15 protein-coding genes are annotated in these 16,041 nt (G+C 72.2%); all 15 read left to right on the top strand.

Annotation, left to right across the window (positions count from 1 at the left end; genetic code table 11):
• The 15 genes from FHP29_RS06620 (at window position 1) to argH (ending at window position 15,766) form a co-directional block, all read left to right on the top strand.
• On the top strand, window positions 1-771 hold the full coding sequence (locus FHP29_RS06620; RefSeq protein ID WP_139622060.1) for a TrmH family RNA methyltransferase: 771 nt from the start codon (window positions 1-3) through the stop codon (window positions 769-771).
• Complete coding sequence (locus tag FHP29_RS06625) at window positions 768-1,802, top strand: ATP-binding protein (protein WP_240044357.1); 1,035 nt, start codon at window positions 768-770, stop codon at window positions 1,800-1,802. Before FHP29_RS06620 ends, FHP29_RS06625 begins: the two co-directional genes overlap by 4 nt.
• A 4-nt stretch (window positions 1,803-1,806) precedes the next feature.
• Window positions 1,807-2,427 (top strand): DinB family protein, encoded by a 621-nt coding sequence (locus FHP29_RS06630; RefSeq protein ID WP_139622061.1) that lies wholly within the window; start codon window positions 1,807-1,809, stop codon window positions 2,425-2,427.
• Window positions 2,428-2,499: 72 nt separating this feature from the next.
• Window positions 2,500-3,609, top strand: a complete 1,110-nt coding sequence (gene pheS, locus FHP29_RS06635) for a phenylalanine--tRNA ligase subunit alpha (protein WP_139622062.1) — start codon at window positions 2,500-2,502, stop codon at window positions 3,607-3,609.
• A 1-nt stretch (window position 3,610) separates the two neighbouring features.
• A complete protein-coding gene (gene pheT, locus FHP29_RS06640) occupies window positions 3,611-6,088 on the top strand; it encodes a phenylalanine--tRNA ligase subunit beta (RefSeq protein WP_139622063.1) in 2,478 nt (825 codons plus the stop codon).
• A 73-nt stretch (window positions 6,089-6,161) separates the two neighbouring features.
• Window positions 6,162-7,208, top strand: a complete 1,047-nt coding sequence (gene argC / locus FHP29_RS06645; RefSeq protein WP_139622064.1) for an N-acetyl-gamma-glutamyl-phosphate reductase — start codon at window positions 6,162-6,164, stop codon at window positions 7,206-7,208.
• Window positions 7,205-7,627 carry an ACT domain-containing protein gene (locus tag FHP29_RS06650; protein ID WP_158296497.1) on the top strand — a complete coding sequence of 141 codons (423 nt, stop codon included), beginning with the start codon at window positions 7,205-7,207 and terminating at the stop codon, window positions 7,625-7,627. Before argC ends, FHP29_RS06650 begins: the two co-directional genes overlap by 4 nt.
• A 26-nt stretch (window positions 7,628-7,653) precedes the next feature.
• On the top strand, window positions 7,654-8,814 hold the full coding sequence (gene argJ, locus FHP29_RS06655; RefSeq protein ID WP_139622066.1) for a bifunctional glutamate N-acetyltransferase/amino-acid acetyltransferase ArgJ: 1,161 nt from the start codon (window positions 7,654-7,656) through the stop codon (window positions 8,812-8,814).
• Window positions 8,811-9,734 carry an acetylglutamate kinase gene (gene argB / locus FHP29_RS22170; RefSeq protein WP_205013921.1) on the top strand — a complete coding sequence of 308 codons (924 nt, stop codon included), beginning with the start codon at window positions 8,811-8,813 and terminating at the stop codon, window positions 9,732-9,734. The genes argJ and argB overlap by 4 nt, the downstream gene beginning before the upstream one ends.
• Window positions 9,731-10,963, top strand: coding sequence for an acetylornithine transaminase (locus tag FHP29_RS22175; RefSeq protein ID WP_275669423.1), 1,233 nt, complete (start codon window positions 9,731-9,733; stop codon window positions 10,961-10,963). The genes argB and FHP29_RS22175 overlap by 4 nt, the downstream gene beginning before the upstream one ends.
• Window positions 10,960-11,901 carry an ornithine carbamoyltransferase gene (gene argF, locus FHP29_RS06665; protein WP_139622067.1) on the top strand — a complete coding sequence of 314 codons (942 nt, stop codon included), beginning with the start codon at window positions 10,960-10,962 and terminating at the stop codon, window positions 11,899-11,901. Before FHP29_RS22175 ends, argF begins: the two co-directional genes overlap by 4 nt.
• A gap of 1 nt (window position 11,902) precedes the next feature.
• Window positions 11,903-12,442 (top strand): arginine repressor, encoded by a 540-nt coding sequence (locus FHP29_RS06670; protein WP_139622068.1) that lies wholly within the window; start codon window positions 11,903-11,905, stop codon window positions 12,440-12,442.
• On the top strand, window positions 12,439-13,869 hold the full coding sequence (argG, locus tag FHP29_RS06675; RefSeq protein ID WP_139622069.1) for an argininosuccinate synthase: 1,431 nt from the start codon (window positions 12,439-12,441) through the stop codon (window positions 13,867-13,869). The genes FHP29_RS06670 and argG overlap by 4 nt, the downstream gene beginning before the upstream one ends.
• On the top strand, window positions 13,869-14,342 hold the full coding sequence (locus tag FHP29_RS06680; RefSeq protein WP_139622070.1) for an NUDIX hydrolase: 474 nt from the start codon (window positions 13,869-13,871) through the stop codon (window positions 14,340-14,342). The genes argG and FHP29_RS06680 overlap by 1 nt, the downstream gene beginning before the upstream one ends.
• A complete protein-coding gene (gene argH / locus FHP29_RS06685; RefSeq protein WP_139622071.1) occupies window positions 14,339-15,766 on the top strand; it encodes an argininosuccinate lyase in 1,428 nt (475 codons plus the stop codon). Before FHP29_RS06680 ends, argH begins: the two co-directional genes overlap by 4 nt.
• Window positions 15,767-16,041 lie beyond the last annotated feature (275 nt).

The following is a 16,041-nucleotide window of genomic DNA, read 5'->3' on the forward strand; positions in this document are numbered from 1 at the left end:
ATGACTCCTCTGAGCGCGGGCAACGCCCGCGTCAAGGAAGCACGCAAGCTGCACCGCCGCTCGGCTCGTTCCGAGCGGCGGTGTTTCCTTGCCGACGGTCCCAAGGCCGTCGAGGGCGCCCTCGGCGCCGGCGTCGTCGTCGAGCTGTTCGCGACGCCCACCGCCGCCGAGGAGTACGCCGACCTGCTGGGCGCCGCACCCGTGACCCTGGTCGACGACCGGGCGATGGGCGGGCTCAGCGACAGCGTCAACCCGGCGGGCCTCGTCGCCGTGTGCGGGTTCCTCGACGGGCAGCTGCCACCCACGCCTCGGCTGCTCGCCATCTGCGCCGACGTGCGCGACCCCGGCAACGCCGGCACCGTCATCCGCACCAGTGACGCCGCGGGCGCGGACGCCGTCGTGCTCGCCGGAGACGCCGTCGACGCCTACAACCCCAAGACGGTGCGGGCCACGGTCGGCAGCCTGTTCCACCTCCCTGTGCTGACCGAGCGCGATCCGGCCCTCGCCGTCCGCCGGGCGCAGGAGGCGGGCCTGACGGTGCTCGCCGCCGACGGCGGGGGAGAGGTCGACCTCTTCGCCGCCGACGACCTGCTGGCGCGTCCCACGGCCTGGCTCTTCGGCAACGAGGCCTGGGGCCTGCCCGCCGAGCTCGCGGACCTGGCCGACCATCGCGTCCGCATCCCGATCCTCGGCTCGGCCGAGTCGCTGAACCTCGCCACCGCCGCGGCGGTGTGCCTCTACGCCAGCGCCCGCGCCATGATGAGCCGGTGAGCACTCCCCACGATCTGCTCGACCTGCTGCCTGACGGTGCCGTCGTGGCAGGACCGGACGGCCGGGTCCTCGCGGTCAACGCGGTCGCGGCCCGGATGCTGGCGATCGACGCCGCCGCGTCAACCGGCCGCCCGCTCGCCGAGGTGCTGGCCCTCACCGACCACGACGGGCACAGCTGGACCGACGCCAACGAGCCCTACGGCGGACTGTCCACGCGCACCGGGATGCCCGAGCAGTCCTGGCTGCTCCCCGACGGCACCGAGGTGCTCGTCACCGCGCGTCTGCATCGCGAGGTGCGCAACGGCCCGGTCACCGCGGTGGCGATCGCCCTGCGCTCGGGCCGGGGCCGCGCCCGGCTGGACCGCGACCGCTCGGACCTGGTCGCCACGCTCGCCCACGAGCTGCGCTCCCCGTTGACCGGGGTCAAGGGCTTCGTGCAGGCCCTCCTCAACCGCTGGGACAAGCTCTCCGACGACCAGAAGCGGCTGATGCTCACGACGGCCAATGCCGACGCCGACCGGCTGAGCCGCCTGATCGCCGAGCTCCTCGACGTCGCGCGCATCGACACCGGGCGGCTCCAGCTCCACCGTCGCCCGACCGACCTGGTCAAGAAGGTGCACATCGTCGAGAGCTCGATGGGCGTGGCGACCGCGACGCCGATCGTGGTCGAGGTGGAGCCCGACCTCCCGATGGTCGACACCGACCCCGACAAGGTCATCCAGGTGCTCACCAACGTCATCGAGAACGCCGTGCGCCACGGCAGCGGAACGGTCCGGGTGCACGTCGGGCGCTGGGCCCCGGACCCGGCGTACCTCTCCGTCACGGTGACCGACGAGGGCAACGGGATCCCCGCCGACCTGCGCGAGCGGATCTTCACCAAGTTCTGGACCCAGAGCCGGGGCGGCGGCTCCGGCCTCGGGCTCTACATCGTGCGCGGCCTCGTCCGCGCCCAGGGCGGCGACGTCCTGGTCGACGACCGTCCCGGCGGCGGTGCGCGGGTGGTCACGACCTGGCCGGTCGTCGCAGGATGAGCCCATGACAGACGACCGGGCCGAGCTCGCAGGCCCCAGCGCCGTCCTCCGCACCTACCTGGCCAGTGCTCGCACGGCGCTGCTCTGGAAGCTCGAGGGCCTGGGGGAGCGGGAGCTGCGGCTTCCGCGGACGCCGACCGGCACGAGCCTGCTCGGCATCGTCCTGCACTGCGCCAACGTCGAGATCGGCTACTTCGGTCCGACCTTCGGGCGCCGTTGGCCGGACCCGGAGCATCCGGCACACCTCGCGCCGGACGTCTACGACACCGACCCCCAGGCCGACTGGACGGTGCCGGTCGACCTGCCCGCCGCAGAGCTCGTCGCGTTCTACGAGCGGGTCGGCGCCTTCGCCGACGCCGCGCTGGCCGAGCTGCCGCTGGACGCCGTGGGCGAGGTCCCGTGGTGGCCGGAGGGCCGGAGGCGGGCCACGCTGCACGAGATCGCCGTGCACGTGATGAGCGACCTCTACCGCCACGCCGGGCATGCGGACGTCCTGCGCGAGCAGGTCGACGGAGCCGTCGGGATGCGGCCGGGCCTGAGCAACGTCCCCGACGGAGTGGAGTGGCCGGCGTACGTCGCGCGGCTGACGGCGATCGCCGAGCGGTTCCCGGCGCAGTCGGGTTGATCGAGGCGGCGCGGTCCATGGGCGAATACCGGTTCGCGACCGGAGGCGGCCGGTTCCTAGACTTGCCCCACGATGTCCGGACCCAACACTGACTACGACCCCGTGGAGGTCACGACCTTGAAGCCCGAGGAGGTCGAGGCCGCCCGCGATGCCGCGCTCGCCGCCATCGCCGCCGCGACCACCCTCGACGAGCTCAAGACGGTGCGCACCGAGCACGCCGGTGACCGCTCGCCGCTCGCGCTGGCCAACCGGGAGATCGGCGCGCTGCCCCCGCAGGCCCGCAAGGAGGCCGGCCAGCGCGTGGGCCAGGCCCGCGGAGCGGTCAACCAGGCTCTCGCCGCCCGTCAGGGCGAGCTCGAGGCCGAGCACGAGGCGCGGATCCTCGTCGAGGAGGCCGTCGACGTGACGCTGCCGACCGACGAGCTCCCGCTCGGCGGCCGCCACCCGCTGACCACCGGAGCCGAGCTGATCGCCGACATCTTCGTCGCGATGGGCTGGGAGGTCGCCGAGGGCCCGGTCATCGAGGCCGAGTGGCTCAACTTCGACGCGCTCAACCTGGGCCCGGACCACCCGGCCCGGACCATGCAGGACACGTTCTGGACCGAGCCCGCCGACAACCACGTCGTGCTGCGCACCCACACCAGCCCGGTGCAGGCGCGCACCATGCTGACCCGCGGTGTCAGCGAGGGGGCCCCGATCTACGTCGTGTGCCCGGGGCGGGTCTTCCGCACCGATGAGTACGACGCCACGCACTCGCCGATGTTCCACCAGGTCGAGGGCCTCGCCATCGACGAGGGCATCTCGATGGCCCACCTCAAGGGCACGCTCGACCACTTCGCCAGCCAGATGTTCGGCGAGGGCATCACCACGCGCTTCCGCCCGTCGTACTTCCCCTTCACCGAGCCGTCCGCGGAGGTCGACCTCATCTGCTTCGTGTGCAGGGGCGTCGATCCCGAGTCGTGCCGCACCTGTCGCGGGGAGGGCTGGATCGAGTGGGGCGGCTGCGGCATCGTCAACCCGCGCGTGCTCCAGGCCTGCGGTGTCGACTCGGAGCGCTACTCGGGCTTCGCCTTCGGCATGGGCATCGACCGGACCTTGATGTTCCGGCACGGTCTCGAGGACCTGCGCACCCTGTTCGAGGGCGACGTGCGCTTCACCACGGCATTCGGAAGCGAGCTCTGACATGAAGGCCCCTGTCTCCTGGATCCGGGAGCTCGTCGACCTGCCCGAGTCCGTCACCACCGAGGTGCTGACCGACCGGCTCACCGCGCTCGGCCTCAAGCTCGAGGCCGTCGACTCCGCCGACATCACCGGCCCGCTCGTCATCGGCCGCGTCCTCACCCAGGACAAGGAGCCGCAGAAGAACGGCAAGGTGATCAACTGGTGCACCGTCGACGTCGGTGACGCCAACGGAACCGGCGAGCCCCAGGGCATCATCTGCGGCGCCCACAACTTCGGGCCCGGCGACCTCGTCGTCGTGGTCCTGCCCGGCGGCGTCCTGCCCGGCGGCTTCGAGATCTCCGCGCGCAAGACCTACGGCCACGTCTCGGCCGGCATGATCTGCTCGGCCCGCGAGCTCGGCATCGGCGAGGACCACGACGGCATCATCGTGCTGCCTCCCGACGCGGGGGAGCCCGGTGACGACGTCCTCGGGCTGCTGGGCCTCGACGAGGAGATCATCGAGTTCGAGATCAACCCGGACCGCGCCTACGCCCTGTCGCTGCGTGGCGTCGCCCGCGAGGCGGCGCTCGGCTTCAACGTGCCGTTCGCCGACCCGGCCGAGCGCGAGCTCCCCGCGGTCGACGGCAAGGCCTGGGAGGTCGTCGTCGACGACCCGGTCGGCTGCCCGGTGTTCGCCGCGCGCCTGGTCAGCGGCTTCGACCCGGCCGCCCCGACGCCGGAGTTCATCAAGCGCCGCGTCGAGCAGGCCGGCATGCGCTCGATCTCGCTCGCCGTCGACGTGACCAACTACGTCATGCTCGAGCTCGGCCAGCCGATCCACGGGTACGACGCCGACAAGGTCGCGGGAGCCCTCGGCGTGCGCCGGGCCCGGGAGGGCGAGAGGCTCACCACGCTGGACGGCGCGGACCGCGGGCTGTCCGCGGAGGACCTCGTCATCACCGACGACTCCGGCCCGATCGGCCTCGCCGGCGTGATGGGTGGCGCGACCACCGAGATGTCGGAGACCACCACGCGGATCCTCGTCGAGGCCGCGCACTGGGACGCCGTGTCGATGTTCCGCACCGGCAAGCGCCACAAGCTGACCTCCGAGGCCGGCAAGCGCAACGAGCGCGGCGTCGACCCGCTGCTGCCCGGCATCGCCGCGGACCGTGTGGTCGAGCTGCTCGTCGAGCACGGCGGCGCCACCGCCGAGCCCGGCTACACCCTGGTCGGAGCCGCCCCCGAGCGGCCCGCGATCACCATCGCCACCGACCTGCCCGCCCGACTCAGCGGCATCGACATCACCGCGATGACCACCGTCGAGAACCTCCGGGCCATCGGCGCCACCGTCACCGAGCAGGACGCCGACACCATCGAGGTCGTCCCGCCGACCTGGCGCCCCGACATCAACGACCCCTACGACCTGGTCGAGGAGGTCGTCCGCATCGTCGGCTACGACCAGGTGCCGAGCGTGCTCCCGCGGCGGGCGACCGGGCGCGGCCTGACCCGCACCCAGCGGCTGCGGCGCCGGATCGGCCGCACCCTCGCCGGGGCCGGCCTGGTCGAGGTGGTCAGCTTCCCGTTCGTCGGAGACGCGACCTTCGACAAGCTCGGCCTGCCCGCCGACGACCCGCTGCGCAGCACGGTGGGCCTGGCCAACCCGCTCTCCAGCGAGGAGCCGGCCTACACGACGACCCTGCTGCCGGGTCTGCTCGAGGCGTCCTCACGCAACATCGGCCGGGGCGCGCCCGGCGTGGCCCTGTTCGAGACCGGCACCGTCGCGTTCCCCGCCGACAACGGCCCGGCGCCCATCTACGGCGTCCACACCCGGCCGTCCGAGGCCGAGCTCGAGAAGCTGGTCGAGGCCCTGCCCGTCCAGCCGCAGCACCTCGCCGTCGTCCTTGCGGGGGAGCGGCGCCGTGCGGGCTGGTGGGGAGCCGGTGCCGACGCCGGCTGGACCGACGCGCTCGCCGTCGTCCGCCGCCTCGCGGCCGACCTCGGTGTCACCCTCGAGGTCGCCTCGACCGCCCGGATGCCCTGGCACCCCGGCCGCTGCGCGCTGATCAGCATCGACGGGGTCGAGGTCGGTCACGCCGGCGAGCTCCACCCGAGCGTGTGCGCGTCGTACGGCCTCCCTGCCCGCAGCGCCGCCGTCGAGCTCGACCTCGACGCGATGATGGCCGCCGCCACCGACGTCACGCCGGGACCGCAGTTCTCGACGATGCCCGTGGCCAAGGAGGACGTCGCGCTCGTCGTGGACGCCGCGGTGAGCGTCGCCGCGGTCGAGGCCGCTCTGCGTGAGGGCGCCGGCGACCTGCTGGAGTCGATCCGGCTGTTCGACGTCTACACCGGTGCCCAGATCGGTGAGGGCCGCAAGTCGCTCGCGTTCGCGCTGCGCTTCCGCGCCCCCGACCGCACCCTCACCGAGGCCGAGACGAGTGCCGCTCGCGATGCCGCCGTGGCTCGGGCCGCGGAGCTGATCGGAGCCGTGCAACGCTGAGCGTCGATCCACCCGGGGTCCGGTCCGGGTCGTGGACCCCGCGTGGCGGTTCCATGCATGACCATGTATGTTCATGCACATGAGCAAGGTGAGGGTCGCCGTCGCGGGCGCCAGTGGGTACGCCGGGGGCGAGGTGCTGCGGCTGCTGCTGGGCCACCCCGGCGTCGAGATCGGCGCGGTGACCGCGGCCAGCAATGCCGGCGAGCGCCTCGGTGCGCTCCAGCCCCACCTCGTCCCGCTCGCGGACCGGGTGCTCGAGCCGACGACCGTCGAGGTCCTCGCGGGCCACGACGTCGTGTTCCTCGGCCTCCCGCACGGCCAGTCCGGCGCGCTCGCCGAGGAGCTCACGGCCCACAACCCCGACGTCGTCGTCATCGACTGCGGGGCCGACTTCCGGCTCGAGGACGCGGCTGCCTGGGAGCGCTTCTACGGCAGCGCCCACGCCGGCACCTGGCCCTACGGCCTGCCTGAGCTCCCCGGGGCCCGCGACGCCCTGCGCGGAGCCCGCCGGGTCGCCGTCCCCGGCTGCTACCCGACCGTCTCGTCGCTCACCCTCGCTCCCGCTGTGGCCGCCGGCCTGGTGCTTCCCGACGTCGTGGTCGTCGCCGCCTCCGGCACGAGCGGCGCCGGCAAGGCCGCGAAGCCGCACCTGCTCGGCAGCGAGGTCATGGGCAACACCAGCGCCTACGGCGTCGGCGGGGTCCACCGGCACACCCCCGAGATCACGCAGAACCTCGGCCGGCTGACCGACGCCGAGGTCAAGGTCAGCTTCACGCCGCTGCTCGTGCCCATGGCGCGGGGCATCCTCGCCACCTGCTCGGCCCCGCTGGCCGGCCCGGTGAGCGCCGAGGAGGCGCACGCCGTCTACGCCAAGGCCTACGCCGACGAGCCGTTCGTCCACGTGCTGCCGGCGGGGCAGTGGCCGCAGACCCAGGCCGTGCTCGGGTCCAACGCCGTCCACCTGCAGGTCGCCGTCGACGAGGCCGCCGGGCGACTGGTCGCCGTCGGAGCGATCGACAATCTCGCGAAGGGCACCGCCGGCGCAGCCGTGCAGTGCATGAACCTCGCCCTCGGTCTCGACGAGACCACGGGCCTGACCACGGTAGGACTGGCCCCGTGACCACATCCCACGAGACGAGCGAGCCGCAGACCCATTCCCTCTCCCGCTACCCGGAGACCCTCGCCGTCGTCCGGCTGGCTCCGGGCGCGGAGATCCCCGAGTGGGCCGAGTCCTCCTCGGTCTTCTCCATCACAGCGACCGGGACCGAGACGTCGCTGGTGTGCGCCGGGCGCAGCGTGCCGAAGAAGGCGCGGCACCAGAAGCCGTGGACCGCCTTCTGCGTCGACGGCTCACTGGACCTGGCCGCGACCGGGATCCTCGTGACCCTGCTCGCCCCGCTCGCCGAGGCGGAGATCCCCGTCTTCGTCCTCTCCACCTTCGACACCGACTGGATCCTGGTCCCGACCGGCATGGGCGACCGGGCCGAGGAGGCGTGGCGACGATCCGGGCACACCGTCGCGCCCGCCGTCCCCGTCTGACCACCCACGAAGGATCCGCAAGAACCATGAGCGTCACCCACCCCGCCGGCTTCGTCGCCGCCGGCGCCGCCATCGGACTGAAGTCGACCGGCCGCAAGGATCTCGCCCTCGTCGTCAACCAGGGCCCCACCTTCGACTCCGCCTCGGTGTTCACCAGCAACCGCTGCAAGGCCAACCCCGTGCTGTGGAGCGAGCAGGTCGTCAAGGACGGCGTCGTGCGCGCCGTCGTCCTCAACTCGGGCGGCGCCAACTGCTACACCGGTCCCGAGGGCTTCCAGACCACGCACCAGGTCGCCGAGAGGGTCGCCGAGCTCGCCGGGATCGCCGCGGGCGATGTCGTGGTCTGCTCGACCGGGCTGATCGGTCTCGTCAACGACCGGCAGACGCTGCTCGACGGGGTGAGCGCCGTGCACGCGCAGCTCTCCGCCGAGGGGGGCGACGACGCCGCCCACGCGATCATGACGACCGACACGGTGAGCAAGCAGGTCGTCGTGCAGGGCCCCGACGGCGCCGGCTGGTCGATCGGCGCGATGGCCAAGGGCGCCGGGATGCTCGCCCCCGCCCTGGCCACGATGCTGGTCGTGATCACCACCGATGCCGTCGTACCCGCCGCCGATCTCGACGCGGCCCTGCGCGCCGCCACCCGGGTCAGCTTCGACCGCCTCGACTCCGACGGCTGCCAGTCGACCAACGACACCGTCACCCTGATGGCCAGCGGCGCCTCGGGCATCACCCCGAGCCTGGACGAGTTCACGGCCGCTCTCGTCGAGGCGTGCCGCTCGCTCGCGCTCCAGCTCCTCGCCGACGCCGAGGGCGCCGACCACGAGATCGCGATCACCACGCTGCACGCCGCCACGGAGGACGACGCCGTGGAGGTCGGCCGCAGCGTCGCGCGCAGCAACCTGTTCAAGGCCGCGGTCTTCGGCAAGGACCCCAACTGGGGGCGCGTGCTCGCCTCCGTCGGCACGACGTCCGCGGTGTTCGACCCCGCCGACCTCGACGTCGCGATGAACGGCGTCTGGGTGTGCCGCAACAGCACGCCCGCCGAGGACCCCGCCCTGGTCGACCTTTCCGATCGCAAGGTCACCGTCACCATCGACCTCAAGTCGGGCGACGCCGAGGCGACGGTCTGGACCAATGACCTCACCCACGCCTACGTCCACGAGAACAGCGCGTACTCCTCATGAACGACACCCCAGGCAAGCCCGACCCGTTCAAGGCCGAGACCCTCGCCGGCGCCCTTCCGTGGCTGAAGGCCTACCACGGCAAGGTCGTCGTGGTGAAGTACGGCGGCAACGCGATGACCGACGACACCCTCAAGCGCGCCTTCGCCGAGGACATCGCCTTCCTGCGCTTCGCCGGCTTCCGCCCCGTGGTCGTGCACGGCGGAGGCCCGCAGATCTCCACCATGCTCGACCGGCTCGGCATCGAGTCGGAGTTCCGCGGCGGGCTGCGCGTGACCACGCCCGAGGCCATGGACGTCGTCCGGATGGTCCTCGTCGGCCAGGTCCAGCGCGAGCTGGTCGGCCTCATCAACGAGCACGGTCCGCTCGCCGTCGGCCTGTCGGGCGAGGACGCCCACCTGTTCACCGCCGAGCAGACCGGCACCGTCGTGGACGGCGAGGAGGTCGACCTCGGCCTGGTCGGCGAGGTGGCCCACGTCCGGCCCGAGGCGGTCCTCGACCTGATCGAGGCCGGTCGGGTCCCGGTCGTCTCCAGCGTCGCTCCCGATGTCGACGGGGTGGTCCACAACGTCAACGCCGACTCCGCCGCCGCCTCGCTGGCCGCCGCGCTCGGCGCAGAGAAGCTCCTCGTCCTCACCGACGTCGAGGGCCTCTACCTCGACTGGCCGGACCCCGAGGAGGTCATCGGCGAGATCAGCCCCGAGGCGCTCGAGGAGATCCTCCCGACGCTCGCGAGCGGCATGATCCCGAAGATGAGCGCCTGCCTGCAGGCGGTGCGCGCCGGGGTGAAGCGGGCGACCGTCGTCGACGGCCGGCAGGCCCACGCCGTGCTCCTCGAGCTGTTCACCGACGAGGGCGTCGGCACCCAGGTCCTTCCCGGCGTCACCACGAAGACGCGCAAGGCCAGGGAGGCGCGCCAGTGACCGCGACCGACCCCGGCACCGCCCAGTGGACCGAGCGCTACACCGGCGCGCTGATGAACACCTTCGGTCCACCCAAGACCGTGCTGGTCCGTGGCGAGGGCGCCCACGTGTGGGACGCCGACGGTCGTGAGTACGTCGACCTGCTCGGTGGGATCGCCGTCAACGCGCTCGGCCACGGCCACCCGCGCCTGGTCGCCGCGGTCAGCGAGCAGCTGCAGACCCTCGGCCACATCTCGAACTTCTTCGCCAGCGCGCCGCAGATCACGCTCGCCGAGCGGCTGATCGGCCTGCTCCAGGCCCCGATGGCCGAGCCCGTCGAGACCCGGGTGTTCTTCACCAACTCCGGCGCCGAGGCCAACGAGGCCGCGTTCAAGCTCACCCGGCGCACCGGTCGCACCAGGATCGTCGCCACCGAGGGCTCCTTCCACGGGCGCACGATGGGCGCGCTCGCGCTGACCTCGAAGCTCGCCTACCGCGAGCCCTTCGAGCCCCTGCCCGGCGACGTCGTCTTCGTCCCCTACGGCGACGCGGCGGCTCTCGAGGCGGCGGTCGACGGTGACACGGCGGCCGTCCTGCTCGAGCCGGTGCAGGGCGAGGCGGGCGTCGTGGTGCCGCCGCGCGACTACCTGCCCACCGCCCAGCGGATCGCCCACGAGAACGGTGCCCTGCTCTGGCTCGACGAGATCCAGACCGGCGTGGGCCGCACCGGGGCCTGGTTCGCCCACCAGAATCCCGCGCTCGTCGACGCACCCGTCGTCCCCGACATCGTCACCCTCGCGAAGGGCCTGGCGGGCGGGATCCCGATCGGCGCGTGCCTGGCGACCCACGGTGCCGGCAAGCTCTTCGACCCGGGCAACCACGGCACGACCTTCGGCGGCAACCCGGTCGCCGCCGCGGCCGCGCTCGCCGTCCTCGACGTGATCGCCGAGGACGACCTGCTGGCCCACGCGACCGCGCAGGGCGAGCGGCTCCGCTCCGCGGTGGGCGATCCTCGCGTCGTCGAGACCCGCGGCACCGGACTCCTCCTCGGCCTCACCCTCGGTGAGCCCAGGGCCGCGGAGGTCGTGAGCGCCGCCCAGGACGCGGGCTTCCTCGTCAACGCCGCGACTCCGGAGCGGATCCGGCTCGCGCCGCCCCTCAACCTTCCCGACGCCGACGTCGAGGCCCTCGCCTCGGCGTGGAGCGGGATCCTCGACCATGCCTTCGACCCGTCAGGAGCGACGTCATGACCCGATCCTTCCTCCGCGACGACGACCTGACTCCGGCCGAGCAGGCCGAGGTCCTCGATCTCGCCGCCAAGCTGAAGGCCGAGCCCTACGACCACCAGCCGCTCGCCGGCCCGCGGACCGTGGCGATGATCTTCGACAAGCCGACGCTGCGCACCCAGGCCTCGTTCGCTGCGGGCATCGCGGAGCTGGGCGGGCACCCGATGCTCGTCGACGGCACCTTGGCCGGGATCGGCAAGCGCGAGTCCGTGGCCGACGTCGCCCGGGTGCTGGGCCGTCAGGCCTCGCAGATCGTGTGGCGCACCTTCGCCCAGGACGATCTCGACCAGATGGCGGCGTACGCCGGCGTCCCGGTCGTCAACGCGCTCACCGACGACTTCCACCCGTGCCAGCTGCTCGCCGACCTGCTCACCATCCGCGAGCACAAGGCTCCGGACGGGCAGAGCCTCGCCGGCCTCACCGCGGCCTTCCTCGGGGACGGCGCCTGCAACATGGGCAACTCGTGGCTGCTCGCGGGCGTGACGGCGGGGATGCACGTGCGGGTCAGCGGTCCCCGGGGCTACGTGCCCTCGGACGCGATGTTCGCCCGCGCGGCCGAGATCGGCGCGACTACGGGAGGCTCCGGCAGCGCCGTCGCCGACCCGCGCGAGGCCGTCGCCGGGGCCGACGTCGTCATCACGGACACCTGGGTGTCGATGGGCAAGGAGGACGAGGCGTCCGAGCGGCGCGCGGTCTTCGGCCCGTGGTCGCTCACCTCGGATCTCCTCGCCCATGCGTCGCCCGACGCCATCGTGATGCATTGCCTCCCGGCGTACCGCGGGATGGAGATCGCCGCCGAGGTCCTCGACGGTCCCCGGAGCGTCGTGTGGGACGAGGCCGAGAACCGCCGCCATGCCCAGAAGGCGATCCTGACCTGGCTCCAGGCGAGGACGCAGGCGTGAGATGAGCGAGCATGCCCTGACCCCGATGACGAAGAGCGCTCGGCAGGCGATCGTCGTCGAGCTGCTGGAGACCCACGAGGTGCGCTCGCAGCCCGAGCTCGCCGATCTCCTGGGCAGTCGGGGCGTGCACGTCACCCAGGCCACGCTGAGTCGTGACCTCGTCGAGCTCGACGCCCTCAAGATCCGCTCGCCCAGCGGCGCTCTGGTCTACGCCGTTCCTGCGGAGGGCGGCGACCGCTCACCGGTGACGGGGGACAGCCCTGCCTCCCAGCACCGCCTCTCCCGCCTCGCCGCGGAGCTGCTCGTCAGCGCCGAGGCCAGCGCCAACCTGGTGGTGCTGCGCACCCCGCCCGGCGCCGCGCAGTTCCTCGCCAGCGCGATCGACAAGGCCGAGCTCGGCCCCGACAACCCGGTGCTCGGCACCATCGCCGGGGACGACACCGTGCTCGTCATCGGCCGCGACCCCGCCGGGGGAGACGCCCTGGCCCACAAGTTCACCGCACTCGCCGAGGGCGACACCCGAAAGGATTCACGAGTTTGAGCAAGGTCCTGACCTCCCTTCCCCAGGGAGAGCGCGTCGGCATCGCCTTCTCCGGCGGCCTCGACACCTCCGTCGCGGTGGCGTGGATGCGCGACAAGGGAGCGATCCCGTGCACCTACACCGCTGACATCGGCCAGTACGACGAGCCCGACATCTCCGGTGTCCCCGCGCGGGCCCGCGAGTACGGCGCCGAGATCGCCCGCGCGATCGACATCAAGCCCCAGCTCGTCGAGGAGGGTCTGGCCGCGCTGGCCTGCGGCGCCTTCCACATCCGCTCGGGTGCGAAGGCCTACTTCAACACCACCCCGCTCGGCCGCGCGGTCACCGGCACCATGCTGGTGCGCGCGATGCAGGCCGACGAGGTCAACATCTGGGGCGACGGCTCCACCTACAAGGGCAACGACATCGAGCGGTTCTACCGCTACGGCCTGATGGCCAACCCCGAGCTGCGGATCTACAAGCCCTGGCTCGACGCCGACTTCGTCGCCGAGCTCGGCGGTCGCCACGAGATGAGCGAGTGGCTCGTCGCGCACGACCTGCCCTACCGCGACTCCACCGAGAAGGCCTACTCGACCGACGCCAACATCTGGGGCGCCACCCACGAGGCCAAGACCCTCGAGCACCTCGACGTCTCCCTCGAGGTCGTCGAGCCGATCATGGGTGTGAAGTTCTGGGACCCCTCGGTCGCGATCGAGACCGAGGACGTCGCGGTCACCTTCGAGGCCGGGCGCCCGGTCGCCATCAACGGCAGGCAGTACGACGACCCGGTCGCCCTGGTCCTCGAGGCCAACGCCATCGGTGGCCGCCACGGCCTGGGCATGTCCGACCAGATCGAGAACCGCATCATCGAGGCCAAGTCGCGCGGCATCTACGAGGCCCCCGGCATGGCCCTGCTCTTCGCGGCGTACGAGCGGCTCCTCAACGCCATCCACAACGAGGACACGCTCGCCAACTACCACCTCGAGGGCCGCAAGCTCGGCCGACTGCTCTACGAGGGTCGCTGGCTCGACCCGCAGGCACTCATGCTGCGCGAGTCCATCCAGCGCTGGATCGCCTCGCTGGTCACCGGCACCGTCACCCTGCGCCTGCGCCGCGGCGACGACTACACGATCCTCAGGACCGAGGGCGCCAACTTCTCCTACCACCCGGAGAAGCTGTCGATGGAGCGCGTCGAGAACGCCGCCTTCGGCCCGACCGACCGGATCGGCCAGCTGACCATGCGCAACCTCGACATCGCCGACTCGCGCGCCAAGCTCGAGGCGTACGCCGGCCAGCCGCTCGACCAGGGGACCGTCCTCGTCGAGAACGGCACGCTCTTCGGTGAGCTCCCCGCCGGGGGCTACGACCAGATCACCGCCAACCCCGACGGCGGCGACGAGGGCGAGGCGATCCTCGAGGAGGCTGCGATGGAGCTCGGAACCGACTGATGAGCGGAGCCGTCCATCGCGTCGCCGCGCGGGTCCTTCCGATCAACGCGCGGGGTGAGGTGCTGCTCCTGCAGGGCCAGGACCCCGCGCGTCCCGGGGTGCTGCACTGGGTGAGCATCGGGGGAGCGGTCGAGCCAGGGGAGACCCTGGCCGAGGCGGGGGTCCGGGAGATGCTGGAGGAGACCGGCCTCGCGGTCGATCAGGCCGAGCTGGTCGGCCCGGTCCACCGGGCCACCCACCCGTTCTCCTGGGACGGCGTCGCCTACGTGAGCGACAACCACTTCTTCGCGGTCCGGCTCGACGCGACCCCCGAGGTCCACTTCGCCGGACTGGAGGAGGCCGAGGTCGGCAACATCCTCCAGGCGCGCTGGTGGACACCGCAGGACCTGCGCGTCGACGGGACGGCGGTCACGCCGGACCTGCCCGAGATCATGGCCGCCGCGGTCGGCGAGCTGCTGGAAGGAACGAGATGAGCACCAACACCGGCAAGCTGTGGGGCGGACGCTTCGAGGGCGGGCCTTCGCCCGAGCTCGACGCGCTGTCGCGCTCCACCCACTTCGACTGGCGGCTGGGGCTCTACGACATCGCGGGCTCCCACGCCCACGCCAAGGCCCTCGGCGCCGCGGGTCTGCTCACGGCCGACGAGGAGGCCGAGCTCCACCGCGGCCTCGACGTGCTCGCCGGCCGCTTCACCGACGGCTCGTTGCGGCCCGACCCGGGCGACGAGGACGTCCACGGCGCCCTCGAGCGGCTCCTCATCGAGGAGGTCGGCCCCGATGTCGGCGGCAAGCTGCGCGCCGGCCGCTCGCGCAACGACCAGATCGCCACGCTGTTCCGCTGCTATCTGCTCGACCACTCCCTGACCGTGGCCCGTCTGGTCCTGGACCTCGTGGACGCGCTGGCCGGACAGGCCGAGCAGCACCTGACCTCGGTGGACGGCGGACCGGCGGTCATGCCGGGCCGCACCCACCTGCAGCACGCTCAGCCGGTGCTGCTCTCCCACCACCTGCTCGCCCACGCCTGGGCCCTGCTCCGCGACGTGGAGCGGCTCGCCGACTGGCGCCGGCGGGTGGCCGGCGACTCGCCCTACGGCTCCGGCGCCCTCGCCGGGCAGAGCCTCGGCCTGGACCCGGAGCTGGTGGCGCGCGAGCTCGGCTTCACCGGCTCGACGGCCAACTCCATCGACGGAACGGCCTCGCGCGACTTCGTCGCCGAGTTCGCCTACGTCGCCGCACAGACCGGCATCGACGTCAGCCGGATCGCCGAGGAGGTCATCCTCTGGGCGACCAAGGAGTTCGGCTTCGCCACCTTGCACGACTCGTGGTCGACGGGGTCGAGCATCATGCCGCAGAAGAAGAACCCGGACATCTCCGAGCTGGCCCGCGGCAAGGCCGGCCGGCTGGTCGGCAACCTCACCGGCCTGCTGACGACGCTCAAGGCCCTGCCGCTCGCCTACAACCGCGACCTGCAGGAGGACAAGGAGCCCGTCTTCGACTCGGTCGACACCCTCGAGGTCCTGCTGCCGGCGTTCACCGGGCAGATCGCGACCCTGGTGTTCGACACCGCGCGGATGGGGGAGCTGGCGCCCCAGGGGTTCTCGCTCGCGACCGACATCGCGGAGTGGCTGGTCAAGCAGGGCGTTCCGTTCCGCATCGCCCACGAGCTCGCCGGCGCCTGTGTCCGCGAGTGCGAGACCCGCGGCATCGAGCTCGACGAGCTCACCGACGACCAGTTCGCCGCCATCTCCCCGCACCTGACCCCCGAGGTCCGCACCGTCCTGACGGTCGACGGATCGGTGTCCTCGCGCGACGGCCGCGGCGGCACGGCCCCTGTCCGCGTCGCCGAACAGCTCGCTGACCTGCGCAAACGCGTCGAGGAGCACCGCTCCGCGCGCTGAGGGGCACCCCGATTTGCAACCTGGGGGAGGGGTGCTGTTAATGTTCTTCTCGTTGCGGGGAACGCAGCGAAAACCTCCGGGGCCAGGCCCCAAACAAGAGGGTTTCACCGCGTCCGCAGCACGGTTCAGGACTCGCTCGGAAGCCGGCATCACGCCGAGTTGACGAGCAGGACACGAACCACTAATGTTTCACAGGTTGCCCCGCGACCGAGGCCGGAAGGCCGAAGCGCGAGCGCGTGTGATGTTTGAGAACTCAACAGTGTGTCATGCATAGA

Origin of the sequence: Nocardioides albidus, from assembly GCF_006335005.1 — a bacterium.
Classification (GTDB): Bacteria; Actinomycetota; Actinomycetes; order Propionibacteriales; family Nocardioidaceae; genus Nocardioides; species Nocardioides albidus.